Annotated in this window: 13 protein-coding genes; 11 read left to right on the forward strand and 2 right to left on the reverse strand. The window is 34.5% G+C overall.

The window, feature by feature from the left end:
* The first annotated feature begins 378 nt into the window (after positions 1–378).
* Positions 379–810, forward strand: coding sequence for a DUF3597 domain-containing protein (locus tag A9G25_RS07780; RefSeq protein WP_065626448.1), 432 nt, complete (start codon positions 379–381; stop codon positions 808–810).
* Between the two features lie 105 nt (positions 811–915).
* Here the strand turns inward: A9G25_RS07780 and pth are convergent, their stop codons facing one another.
* Positions 916–1500, reverse strand: a complete 585-nt coding sequence (pth, locus tag A9G25_RS07785; protein ID WP_065626449.1) for an aminoacyl-tRNA hydrolase — start codon at positions 1498–1500, stop codon at positions 916–918.
* A 72-nt stretch (positions 1501–1572) separates the two neighbouring features.
* On the reverse strand, positions 1573–2520 hold the full coding sequence (locus A9G25_RS07790; protein ID WP_034915766.1) for a ribose-phosphate pyrophosphokinase: 948 nt from the start codon (positions 2518–2520) through the stop codon (positions 1573–1575).
* A 252-nt stretch (positions 2521–2772) separates the two neighbouring features.
* On the opposite strand from A9G25_RS07790, the gene trmB reads away from it, so the two are divergent.
* The 10 genes from trmB (at position 2773) to rlmD (ending at position 13510) form a co-directional block, all read left to right on the forward strand.
* The gene (gene trmB / locus A9G25_RS07795) at positions 2773–3477 is read left to right on the forward strand and encodes a tRNA (guanosine(46)-N7)-methyltransferase TrmB (RefSeq protein WP_065626450.1); all 705 of its coding nucleotides are present in this window, start codon (positions 2773–2775) and stop codon (positions 3475–3477) included.
* Positions 3478–3495: 18 nt separating this feature from the next.
* A complete protein-coding gene (nfsA, locus tag A9G25_RS07800) occupies positions 3496–4221 on the forward strand; it encodes an oxygen-insensitive NADPH nitroreductase (protein WP_065626451.1) in 726 nt (241 codons plus the stop codon).
* A complete protein-coding gene (locus A9G25_RS07805) occupies positions 4218–5381 on the forward strand; it encodes a histidine-type phosphatase (protein WP_176701100.1) in 1164 nt (387 codons plus the stop codon). Before nfsA ends, A9G25_RS07805 begins: the two co-directional genes overlap by 4 nt.
* Before the next feature lie 546 nt (positions 5382–5927).
* Positions 5928–7202: an MFS transporter gene (locus A9G25_RS07810; protein WP_065626453.1), complete on the forward strand. Its 1275-nt coding sequence runs from the start codon at positions 5928–5930 to the stop codon at positions 7200–7202.
* 44 nt (positions 7203–7246) lie between these two features.
* Positions 7247–8263 carry a UDP-glucose 4-epimerase GalE gene (galE, locus tag A9G25_RS07815; RefSeq protein WP_065626454.1) on the forward strand — a complete coding sequence of 339 codons (1017 nt, stop codon included), beginning with the start codon at positions 7247–7249 and terminating at the stop codon, positions 8261–8263.
* 44 nt (positions 8264–8307) lie between these two features.
* Positions 8308–9351, forward strand: a complete 1044-nt coding sequence (gene galT / locus A9G25_RS07820) for a galactose-1-phosphate uridylyltransferase (RefSeq protein WP_065626455.1) — start codon at positions 8308–8310, stop codon at positions 9349–9351.
* 4 nt (positions 9352–9355) lie between these two features.
* Complete coding sequence (galK, locus tag A9G25_RS07825; RefSeq protein ID WP_065626456.1) at positions 9356–10513, forward strand: galactokinase; 1158 nt, start codon at positions 9356–9358, stop codon at positions 10511–10513.
* Positions 10504–11502: a galactose-1-epimerase gene (gene galM, locus A9G25_RS07830; protein ID WP_065626457.1), complete on the forward strand. Its 999-nt coding sequence runs from the start codon at positions 10504–10506 to the stop codon at positions 11500–11502. Before galK ends, galM begins: the two co-directional genes overlap by 10 nt.
* A 169-nt stretch (positions 11503–11671) precedes the next feature.
* Positions 11672–12160 carry a pantetheine-phosphate adenylyltransferase gene (gene coaD, locus A9G25_RS07835; RefSeq protein WP_065626458.1) on the forward strand — a complete coding sequence of 163 codons (489 nt, stop codon included), beginning with the start codon at positions 11672–11674 and terminating at the stop codon, positions 12158–12160.
* A gap of 12 nt (positions 12161–12172) precedes the next feature.
* Positions 12173–13510 carry a 23S rRNA (uracil(1939)-C(5))-methyltransferase RlmD gene (gene rlmD, locus A9G25_RS07840; protein ID WP_065626459.1) on the forward strand — a complete coding sequence of 446 codons (1338 nt, stop codon included), beginning with the start codon at positions 12173–12175 and terminating at the stop codon, positions 13508–13510.
* The last annotated feature ends 1 nt before the right edge of the window (position 13511 follow it).

Genomic DNA, 13511 nt, shown 5'->3' on the forward strand with positions numbered 1-13511 from the left:
AAGTCAGCGGCCATTTCATTAGTTGACGACGAACAGATAAAGAAAATACAATATCTATTGAACACACGCCCAAGAAAACGGCATAAGTTTAAAAGCCCTGCCTCCTTTTATTCGAAGGAGTTAAGAAGAATTGCACTTCATGGTGTAATCTAGGTAATTCTTTTCTGAAATCTCAATCAATTCAGTTAATATTAGAAAAATATTTAAAATAATTGTTTTGCATCTTGGTAAACAGTTTATCGTAATACATAAAATGCTATTAATACATAAGGATTTTGACATTACATTCTTTTAAGCGCTATATTGAATGTGGTCTTTTCTACATCTATATCGTTAAGCAGTTTTTTTAAAGCAGTTTAAATTTAAAGGAGATGTAATATGAATATCTTAAATAACATTTTTTCTAAAGTATTTCCAAATGCTCAAACAAAAGTAGATAATGCTGTTGATGCAGTGAAGGATAAAGTTGAAAATATCACCACATCTGTTAAAAATACAGTATCGAGTGGTTCAGAGAAAGTCCAAGAAAAAGTAGAGCAAAGCGCATCCGCAACTAATGTTGATGTTTCCTCTATTCTTGATAATTTAGCTAAAAAACATCCTGAAACACTTAACTGGAAAACATCTATTGTTGACCTATTGAAATTATTAGGTATAGATAGCAGTTTAGATGCACGGAGAAATTTAGCAAAAGAACTGAATTATCCAGGCAATACTGATGATACCGCAGCAATGAATACATGGTTAATCAAAGAAGTGATGAAAAAAATTGCTGAAAAAGGTGGTAATGTAACTCATCTTTTTTCTTAAAAGAAAACGTTAAGACAATTAAATCCACCTAATATTTTAGGTGGATTTTTTTATTAAAGTGGATATTTATCGATTTTTACGTTATTGAAAAATTCAACAAATTAACTAAGCTTTAAAAGCATGTAACTTGTTCATTGCAACGTCTATTCCATCAGACAATAAGATATCTGTACAACGCAAAGATTCGTCAATAGCTTTATCAATTAATTCCTGTTCAGGTTTAGATGGCTTATTTAAAACATAACCAACAACTTTATTTTTATCGCCAGGATGTCCAATACCAATTCTTAACCGATAAAAATTTAAATTATTACCTAATTTATTAGCAATATCTTTTAGCCCATTATGCCCACCATGACTACCACCAAACTTAAGTTTAGCTATTCCGGGATTTAAGTCGAGTTCATCATGTGCAACTAAGATCTCTTCTGGCTTTATTTGGTAAAATGTCGCCATAGCTTGAACAGCTTTACCACTTAAATTCATGAAAGTAGTTGGAACTAATAAACGTACATCATGACCTGAAATGTTGATTCGTGATGTGTAACCAAAAAATTTTTGTTCATTTTTTAATGATTGATTATAACGTTCAGCCAATTGCTCAACAAACCACGCACCTGCATTGTGCCTTGTTGCTGCATATTCATTTCCGGGATTGGCGAGTCCTACAATCAGTTTTATCGTTGTCATAATATTTTTATTGTCACTGATTTTATCGAGAAAAATGCCCCAAAAGGGGCATTATAGCAATGATAAAATAGGTTATTGATGGAACATTGCTGAAATTGATTCTTCGTTACTAATTCGACGAATTGCTTCAGCAAGCATACCTGATAATGTTAATTGGCGAACATTTTTCAATGCTTTTACTTCAGCCGTTAATGGAATTGTGTCACAAACAACAATTTCATCAATAGCACAGTTTTTAATGTTACTTACTGCTTTACCTGAAAATATCGGGTGGGTAGCATAAGCAAATACTCTTTTTGCACCTCGCGCTTTTAAAGCATCAGCTGCTTTACAAAGTGTTCCTGCAGTATCAATCATATCATCAACTAAGATACAATCTCTATCAGCAACATCGCCAATAATATTCATCACTTCTGCTTCATTGGCACGTTGACGACGTTTATCAATAATTGCCATATCAGTATCATTAAGTAGTTTAGCTATCGCACGAGCACGCACCACTCCGCCAATATCAGGGGAAACAACAATTGGGCGATCAAACTCACGTTGTAGCATATCTTCTAAAATAACAGGGCTACCAAATACATTATCAACCGGCACATCAAAGAAGCCTTGAATTTGTTCGGCATGAAGATCAACGGTTAATACCCTATCGACACCAACAGTTGATAGAAAATCAGCAACAACTTTAGCTGTAATAGGTACACGAGCCGAACGAACTCGACGATCTTGCCTTGCATAACCAAAATAAGGAATAACAGCTGTAATACGACCAGCAGATGCTCGGCGCATTGCATCGATCATAACTAATAATTCCATTAAATTGTCATTGGTAGGGGCACAAGTTGATTGAATAATAAAAACATCTTCACCACGGACATTTTCATTGATTTGGACATTAACTTCACCATCACTAAAACGGCTTACCACAATGTCACCAAGAGAAGTATAAAGACGATTAGCTATACGCTTTGCTAGTTCTGGTGTAGCATTACCAGCAAAAAGCTTCATATCAGGCACGAGAAATCCTCAAGCATGTATTCATGATTACTTTATTCGTAATCGGTTAAATTGGGGCTATAATTATATAATCATTTATCGATTATGCTCAACTACAATATAAAAATATATTGAAAATATTTGATATATTTTTATAAATCGTTAAATAAAACAATTTGTCCGTAAGATGCTTTTGCTGTGAACTCAAAATCGAGTAAACTAACAAACAAACTATTTTTTGGCTTTATAAATTCCACAACAAAAGTAGATAACGTGATGAACGAACAATTAAACTCAGATAACGAAAATATCAAATCTAAAAGAACCATTCGTAGTTTTGTTTTACGGCAAGGTCGTTTAACAAAAGGCCAAGAACAAGCATTAATAAATTTATGGCCGGTCTTTGGTATTGAATATGATGCAAATTCACCAATAGTTTTTAACTCTAACAAACCGACTGTTCTTGAAATTGGATTTGGTATGGGTGCTTCGTTAATTGAAATGGCTAAAAATGCACCTGATAAGAATTTTTTAGGAATCGAAGTACACAAACCCGGTGTTGGAGCTTGTTTGATGGCAATTGAAGAAAATCAATTATCAAACTTAAAAGTGATGTGTCACGATGCTGTTGAAGTATTAGAAAATATGATCCCTAATCATACATTAGACAAAGTACAAATTTTTTTCCCTGATCCTTGGCATAAAGCAAGACATAATAAGCGCCGCATTATTCAACCCCAATTTGTACAGTTAATTCGACAAAAATTAAAATTAGGTGGAATTTTGCACCTAGCTACCGATTGGCAACATTATGCAGAACATATGTTAGAGGTTTTAACCCAAGCTGAAGGTTTTGAAAATTTATCACCAAGCGGTGACTATATTCCGAGACCTGATGATAGACCAAGTACTAAATTTGAAAAACGAGGTCAAAATTTAGGCCATGGCGTTTGGGATCTTCAATTTGTAAACAAATAATTATGCTAAGGAGCCACTATGCAAAATCAAACCATCGATCTACTTTGTCGACACCGCTCTATTCGTGCTTATAAAACAACTAGTTTAACTCAAGAACAAATAACGTCTATAGTTCGATCAGCACAGTCAGCTTCTAGTTCTAACTTTATTCAATGTTCGACAATTATTCGTATTACAGATCCTAAAAAACGCGAAAAACTAGCTCATTATGCTGGTGATCAAAAATATGTTAACCAAGCCCCTGAATTTTGGGTATTTTGCGCCGATTTTAATCGTCATTTTCAAATTGATCCAACACTTAATCTTGGCAAAGCAGAGCAGTTATTATTGGGCTGTGTTGATACAGCAATTATGGCTCAAAATGCAGTAATAGCGGCTGAATCCTTAGGGCTTGGTGCTGTGTATATTGGTGGACTGCGAAATGATCTTGATAAAGTAACCCAATTACTTGAGTTACCAAAATATGTTCTTCCTCTTTTTGGGCTTTGCCTTGGTTACCCCAATCATAATCCAGAAATAAAACCGAGGTTACCTAAAGAGCTTCTCTTTTTTGAAAACCAATATCAACCACTTGATCATGCAACTTTAGCAAAATATGATACCCAAATAGGTGATTACTATCAAAACCGTAGTACTAATCAAAAAACCGGTGGTTGGAGTGATAAAATTGCAAATACAATAAATAATGAACAACGTGATTTTATTTTAGATTATTTACATAAACAAGGATGGATCACAAAATGAAAAATAACCATTACCAATTAGATAAAATCGTTATACTTAGCCGTCATGGTATTCGTACGCCATTACAAAATACTTTGCAGTTTTTAGAAAAAGTGACTCCCTTTAAATGGCCTAAATGGGATCATCCATATGGTTATTTGACCACACGTGGTGGAATATTAGAAGTTTATTTTGGCCGCTATTTATCGACTTGGCTTGAAAAACACAATATAAAATTATCAAAACATAATACTGAATTATTCGTGTATTCTAATAGTTTGCAAAGAACCGTAGCGACCGCTCAATTTATGACAGCTGGTGCCTTTGCTGGGTATGATATTCCTATTCATCATAAATATGCCATTGAAAAAATGGATCCGATTTTCGATCCTAGTTTGCAAGACGATTCAACTGAGTTTAAAAATGCGGTATTGCGTGATATTGAAGAAGCTGACAAAGCAGCCAATATTTTTAAAAGCCTAGCACCAGCTTATGAAACCCTTTCCGATATTTTGGATTATAAGCATTCAAAATTATATGCTGAATATAAATGCGATTTAGCCGATATTCCATCCGAACTTTATTTTAAAAAACATGAAGAACCAGCACTCCTCGGACCACTTGCGATAGGTATCTCAGCCGTTGATGCATTCTTATTGCAATACTATTCAGCCTTTCCAAAAGAACAAATTGCATGGGGTAGACTAACTAGCCAAGAGCAGTGGCAACAAATTAGCGCAATTCGTAATCAATATATAAATTTAGTTTGCCATTCTAAGACACTTGCTAAACACTCAGCTGCACTTATTATCAACATGATAAACGATCTTATGCTAAGAGATAGTAAAGTCAATTTACTTGTTGGACACGATAGTACCATCGCTTCATTACTGGGTGCATTAGACTTTAAAGACTACCAACTACCAAATCAATTTGAAATAACTCCAATTGGTGGAAAAGTAGCTTTACAGCGTTTTCGTCACCTATCTACAGGCGAATACTTTTTTAAAGCCGAATATATTTATCAAAGTTTTGAACAACTCCATAACGGGCTAGCACTTGATGACAATAATTTACCACAACATTATCAACTTCATTTGGAAAATGCTTCTGTTAATAATGAGGGTTATTATTATTGGTCAGATTTTGAGGAACGAATAAAATCAATTAAAACTAGGTAATTAACCATTAGGTTATCTAATTTTTCCAATCTAATTAAGATTAAACAAATTAATAATAAAAAGTTAAGCTAATACTAATTAATAACAAATTCCTTGTCAAAAAGTTTCAGGTAAATATACGTTTCAGTATAAATGTTAATTGTTTAGCTTACTTAAATCATAGCCAATTACAATAAGCTAAATAGAGTGTAGATAAATAATATGTAACCGTTTTCAATAATTAATTGCATTTTATTTGTTTTATTTTATTTTTATTCCAATTAATTATTTTAAACCTCCTATCTAGTAAATTACCGATCTTTAATTTGCACTATTGCTATCATAAAACACAAAAATTATACTCAAACACATATCTACCTGAAACTTTTTAACAAAAATTAATTTAACATTAAATGTAATCGATTCCATGAAATGTTATCTAGATCACTTTTTCAAAATTATTTTAGTGCTATTATCGCCTTAACAAATAACTTACCTGTTCATATACATGCAGAAGTTTTTTAAATGATTGAGCGATCATTTAAGGCCTAACAAAGGAAGTTCATTATGAATCAAAAAATAAAGTCATCACTAAGTAATAAGAATTATTGGATATTCAGTCTCTACTTCTTTTTGTACTTTTTTATTATGGGAGCATACTGCCCTTTTTTTCCCGTTTGGCTAAAAATGAATGGGCTTGATGAGGCTAATACTGGGTACGTTTTTTCATTTATTTCACTATTTGCGCTTTTTTTTCAACCCTTGTTTGGGTTAATTTCTGATAAACTAGGGTTAAAGAAACACCTTCTTTGGGTTATCACACTTCTTCTTGTACTATTTGGTCCATTTTTTATTTTCATTTTAGGACCATTACTTAAATTAAATGTCACCTTGGGCGGAATTGTTGGTGGATTTTATCTTGGTATGGTATTTAGTGGTGGTGCACCAGCTATTGAAGCTCTTGTCGAAAAAATAAGTCGACGTAGTGGATTTGAATTTGGTCGTTGTCGTATGTTTGGCTGCTTTGGTTGGGCTGTATGTGCTTCGTTTGTTGGAATTATGATTTCTAAAGATGTCAATGCCGTTTTTTGGTTATGTTCTGGATTTGCATTGATTCTTTTAGTTTTAGTTAAAATCGCCGATCCAGCAAAAACCACAACGACTGAAGTCGTTGAGCAAATGGGATTAAATAAACCAAAGCCATTCAATCTAAAACTTGCCTTTGACTTACTTAGTATGCGTAAAACATGGTTCTTCATGCTTTACATAATTGGGGTTGCTTGTACTTATGATGTATTTGATCAACAATTTGCAAACTTTTTCACCTCATTTTTTACTAACGAACAAGTGGGTCGTGAAGCTTTCGGCTATGTAACTACGCTTGGTGAATTTTTAAATGCCACTGTGATGTTTTTTGCTCCTCTGATTGTAATGAAAATAGGTAGTAAAAATACATTACTCATTGCTGGTGCTATCATGTCTATCCGTATTACAGGTTCAGCATTTGCCAGTACAGCAGTTGAAGTGGTGATATTAAAAACGCTACATATGTTCGAAGCACCTTTATTACTTGTCGGTGCATTTAAATATATTACCAAACACTTCCCTATTCACTTATCAGCAACCGTTTACTTAATCGCATTTTGTTTTGCAAAACAATTATCTATCATGTTTATGTCCACTTTTGCAGGGTTAATGTATGTTAAAATAGGTTTCGAAGGAGCATATTTAATCCTTGGCTTGATCGCATTTAGTTTTACGCTTATTTCATCCTTTACATTATCAGGGCGTGGACCATGGGATCTGTGGAAACATAACAACAGTGAAGGATCTGAAGATTAGCAGACACTCACTATAACTATTATTGACTAGATGAAGGTTTTATTATGAAAATATTAGTAACTGGTGGTTGTGGATATATAGGAAGTCACACATGTGTTCAACTAATTAAATCTGGCTACACACCAATTATTATTGATAATTTGTTTAACAGTAAAGCATCAGTACTAGATAGGATACAAAAAATTACTGGGCAATCCGTCATTTTTTATCAAGGTGATGTATGCGATGAAAAACTATTAACTAAGATTTTTTCAGAACATGACATTAAAGCAGTAATCCATTTTGCTGGCCTAAAAGCTGTCGGTGAATCAGTCCACAAACCGCTAGAATATTATGAAAACAATGTCTACGGCAGTATCGTACTGATGAAAGCAATGCGAGCTGCTGGCGTTAAACAGTTAGTATTTAGTTCGTCGGCCACGGTCTATGGCGAATTAGCCCCTGTTCCTTATCTTGAAACATTACCACAAGGTTTACCTACCAGTCCGTATGGAAAAAGTAAATTAATGGTTGAGCAATGTATTATGGACTTAGCCGTTGCTGAGCCCGATTGGTCACTAACTTTACTACGTTATTTTAATCCTGTTGGAGCCCATCCAAGTGGATTAATGGGCGAAGATCCACTTGGTGTTCCTAATAATCTTATGCCTTATATTACCCAAGTTGCTGTAGGCAAAAGAGAGTCATTAGCTGTTTTTGGTAATAATTATCCAACAATAGATGGAACTTGCGTTCGTGATTTTATACATGTTATTGATTTGGCGGATGGGCATATCGCTGCACTCAAAACCGATCAAAATAAAGCTGGTGTGCATATTTACAATTTAGGCTCAGGTGTTGGTTATAGCGTATTACAAGTCATTAAAGCTTTTGAAAAAGCATCAGGAAAATCTCTTAATTGGCACTTTGCCCCAAGACGAGCAGGTGATTTACCAGCATTCTGGGCTGATGCTAATAAAGCTGAGCAAATATTAGGTTGGAAAACCAAACTCACGCTTGATGACATGGTAAAAGATTCTTGGAATTGGCAATCAAATAACCCTCAAGGCTATCCTGATTAACAATACATTTTATAAAACATACAAAATTAACAGAAGAGGCAAAAATGGATATTTTTAACCCAGTTGAACATCCTCATCGTCGTTACAACCCATTGACCAATCAATGGGTACTTGTTTCACCACATAGGGCAAAACGCCCATGGCAAGGGCAACAAGAAGTATTAAACGAAGTGCAAAAACCAAGTTATGATCCGACTTGCTTTTTGTGCCCAGGAAATAAACGGGTAACAGGAGATATCAACCTTCAATATAAGGGAACATTTGTTTTTACTAATGATTTTGCAGCACTAATGGAAAATACTCCAGAATCACCAAAAAACGCCGATCCATTATTCCAAATGAAAAGCGCAAAAGGTACTAGTCGAGTTATCTGTTTTTCACCCGATCACAGTAAAACATTACCTGAACTTGATTTACCTACAATTGAAGGAGTAATTAAAACTTGGATAGAACAGCAGCAAGAGTTGGGTGAAAACTACCCTTGGGTACAAGTGTTTGAAAACAAAGGGTCAGCAATGGGATGCTCTAACCCTCATCCACATGGACAAGTTTGGGCTAATAGCTTTTTACCGAATGAAATTGCACGCGAAGATCTAAATATGCGTAATTACTTTGAAAAGTATCATCGCAATTTATTGGTTGATTATGCTGAAAAGGAACTTATTAATCGTGAGCGAATCGTTGTAGAAACTAAGTATTGGCTTGCCGTTGTTCCTTTTTGGGCAATATGGCCATTTGAAACATTATTATTACCAAAAATTCACATTCCACAATTAACCCAATTAAATGACGAACAACAAAGTGATTTAGCTATTGCGCTCAAAAAATTAACGAGTCGTTACGATAATTTATTTCATTGCTCTTTCCCATACTCTATGGGCTGGCATGGTGCGCCATTTATGCAAGATAAAAATGATTATTGGCAAGTACATGCACATTTTTATCCCCCTTTATTACGTTCCGCCACAGTAAAAAAATTTATGGTAGGTTACGAAATGTTAGCCGAAGTACAACGTGATTTAACCCCAGAGCAAGCAGCTGAAAGGTTACGTAACGTTAGTGATGTGCATTATAAAGAAAAAGGATAAATAAATGAACGCATTAATCAAAGCAACTACACAAGCATTTGAATCTAAATTTGATTATAAACCCGATACACTTATACAAGCCCCCGGTCGTGTAAATTTGATTGGCGAGCATACCGATTATAATGATGGTTTTGTTTTACCTTGTGCTATTGATTATCAAACGATAATAAGTTGTCACAAACGTTCAGATAATCTTGTTCGAGTTATTGCGGTTGATTATGATAATCAACAAGATGAATTTTCTTTAGATTCTCCTATTGAAAAACATCCAGATTATATGTGGGTTAACTACATACGTGGGGTAGTAAAACACTTAAAAAAATATGCAAATAATATCCATGGCGTCGATTTTGCTATTAGTGGAAATGTTCCTCAAGAGGCAGGACTAAGTTCATCAGCATCTCTAGAAGTTGCCGTAGCTAAAATGTTCCAAGTTCTTTATAATTTGGCTTTAGATGGCACCAAGTTAGCATTAATTGGTCAAGAGGCCGAAAACCAATTTGTTGGTTGCAATTGTGGCATCATGGATCAACTAATATCTGCCCTTGGACAAAGACAACATGCATTATTAATTGACTGTCGTTCATTAGAAGTTAAACCAGTCTCAATTCCTAAAGATTTTGCTGTGGTTATCATCAATTCAAATATCAAACGAGGATTAGTTGATAGTGAATATAATACTCGACGTAAACAGTGTGAAGCAGCTGCACAAGCTCTTGGGGTAAAAGCCTTAAGAGACGCGTCCTTAACTGAATTACAACATATTGAAAACACGCTCGATCCAATTGTCTTTAAACGAGCTCATCATGTAATCACTGAAAATGAGCGCACACTAAAAGCAGCACAAGCTCTTACAGATGGTGATTATAAATTATTATCAAAACTCATGGCACAGAGTCACAATTCAATGCGTGATGATTTTGAAATTACAGTCCCCGCTATTGATTATCTAGTTGAAATAATTCACGGTGTAATTGGTGAACAAGGCGGTGTTCGCATGACAGGCGGTGGCTTTGGTGGTTGTGTTGTGGCAATAGTACCAAAAGATAAAGTTAATGCTGTTAAAACCGTTGTTAGCGATAGTTATGCTAAAAAATTCGGTATTAAAGAAGATTTTTATATCTGTAAACCAAGTGAAGGAGCACACGCGATATGCCTATAACGCAAATTATTGAACTGTCCAATAAACAAGGAATGCGAATAAAACTTTCAAACTGGGGAGCTACATGGCTCTCCTGTGAATTGCCCGTTAATGGACAGAATCGTGAAGTGCTACTCGGCTGTCGCTCAATTGAACAATACCAACAACAAGATGCCTATTTAGGTGCTACGATAGGCCGATATGCTAACCGTATTGCCAATGCTACTATTAATATTGACAATAAACAATATTATCTCACTGCGAATCAAGGTGTAAATCAGTTACACGGCGGAAAATTAGGCTTCGATAAAAAATTATGGTTAATTCAATCTTGCTCCGATCAGCAAGTGACCTTCCTTTTGATTTCACCTGATGGTGATCAAGGTTTTCCTGGTGAGCTGAATGTAACAGTAACGTATAAACTAACCGATGACAATCAAGTAATTATATTGTTTAATGCAACTACTACAAAAACTACGCCAGTAAATTTGACTAATCATGCTTACTTTAATCTAGATGGCGAAATAAGCAAAGATGTACTTAATCACAGATTAAAAGTAAATGCTAACTGTTATTTGCCAGTTAATGCCGATGGTATCCCTAATAAGGATCTAGTTAGTGTTGCCATGCACAATATGGATTTACGTCAACCAAAACTTTTATCGGAAAAACTACTTGAAAGCGCAGAAAGGCAAATAACTGGTGGTTATGATCACGCTTATTTATTAGATAAAACCAAAGCGATAGCCGCTCAGCTCATTTCATCTGATAAAAAAGTAACAATGAATGTTACTACAACCAAACCGTCATTACAGATTTATACAGGTAACTTTTTACAATATACGCCAAATCGGCATAATAGTGAATATGGAAATTTTGCTGGCATAGCATTAGAAGCCCAATTTTTACCAGACAGCCCTAATCATCCTGACTGGCCACAACCAAGCTGCTTTTTACAATCAGGACAAATATATGAACATCACACTGCTTACCAATTTTTTATAAATTAATAAGTTATTTGACTTAATTATTGCTGTATATTAATAACATCTAGCTTTTTCATATTTACATTACTAAAAATCCAGTAAATTGAGCAAAAGAATTTTGCACGGTTAAACTAACAATCCTAAATAAAATTAGGTATGATACAGTCATCATACCTAATGGATAATATTAAATATGAAAAGCAAAAGTTTAACTGCTATTTTCCCGGGTACTTTTGATCCCATTACTAATGGTCATATTGATCTTGTTACACGAGCTTCGTTACTATTTCCTCGATTAATTGTTGCTATTGCCGAAAATCCTAATAAAAAAACACTCTTTACTCTAGAAGAACGCGTAAATTTAGCGTCAACCGCAGTCGAACATTTACTCAATGTCGAAGTTATTGGCTTTGACAATTTGATGGCTAATTTTGCGCAAACGCATAATGCCACAGTTATCGTTCGAGGCGTTCGTACAACACACGATTTCGAATACGAAAGGCAACTTGCCGAAATGAACCGTGCATTAAAATCTGATTTAGACACTATCTTTTTAATGCCATCAATTGCAATGGGATTTATTTCATCGACAATAGTAAAAGATGTTGCCTACCATGGCGGTGATATAACAAATTTAGTACCACGGCATGTCAAAACAGAATTATTAAAGCGCTTAACATAAATAAAAACGTCTATGGTTAATTTTTATACTCCACAAAGAAAAAAGCTCACACCTCAAAAATTGACAGTAACTATCTCATCTTTAGATGCCTTTGGGCAAGGTGTGGCTAATCATAAAGGTAAAACAATTTTTGTAAAATCAGTCTTGCCTGATGAAACCGTTGATATTGAGTTAACTGAAAATAAAAAAAATTACGCTAAAGCCAAAGTCATTAGATATCATAATCAAAGCAAATACCGCGTTAAACCTCTATGTGAATATTATCAACAATGTGGTGGTTGTGAGCTACAACATATTGCACCACAGATGCAACAACAAGCAAAATATGATGCGTTGATAAATCTATTACAAAAAGAAACAGGACAACCTTTAACAAATATCGTTAAAAACTCACCGCAAATCATTGCCGACCAACCTTACCATTATCGTCGACGTGCAAGACTTTCAATTAATATTGTTAAAGGCCAATTAACAATTGGATTTCGCCAAGCTGAATCCAATCAAATAATCAATGTCAAACATTGTCCGATATTAGTTAACGAATTAGATTCATTGCTAGCGCCATTACAAAGCACGCTCAATAACATAAAACAGAAAAAAGCACTGGGTCACGTTGAACTAATTTCGGTCGATAGCGGTATTATTCTTGTTTTAAGGCACACTATGCCTCTAAGCAATCATGATGTTACCCTATTAAAAGAATTCGCCGAAAATAACAATATCTCGCTTTATTTTCACGGCAACGATTTAATACATATTACAGGTAATACTGACCATTTTTATTTAATCAATCATTTAAAATTAACATTCAGCCCCCTAGATTTTATTCAAGTAAATTGTAAAATTAATCAAAAGATGATTGAACAGGCGCTTAATTGGCTAACGTTACAACCAACAGATCAAGTTCTAGATCTGTTTTGCGGAATGGGTAATTTTTCGTTACCTATAGCCAAATTAAGTAAAACTGTAACGGGTGTTGAAGGTATTGATGCCTTGGTTGAAAAAGCAAAATTCAACACTATATTAAATAATACTGAGATTTGTGCAGAAACCAATTTTTTAACCAGCAACTTAGATGATACTCAACAATTTTCGATATGGAGTCAATCACAATATAATAAAGTATTATTAGATCCAGCAAGATCTGGTGCATTTAATGCGGCAATAGAAATTGCAAAATTAGCCCCTTCAAAAATTGTTTATATATCGTGTAATCCTGCTACACTAGCACGAGATAGCAAACAACTTATCGATGCAGGATATCAAATTGCTCAAGTTGCTATTTTAGATATGTTTCCGCAAACCAAACACATTGAATCAATGTTGTTGCTAATAAAATCAGGAACATAAG

Origin of the sequence: Gilliamella sp. Bif1-4 (genome assembly GCF_001690535.1) — a bacterium.
Taxonomy (GTDB): domain Bacteria; phylum Pseudomonadota; class Gammaproteobacteria; order Enterobacterales; family Orbaceae; genus Gilliamella; species Gilliamella bombi.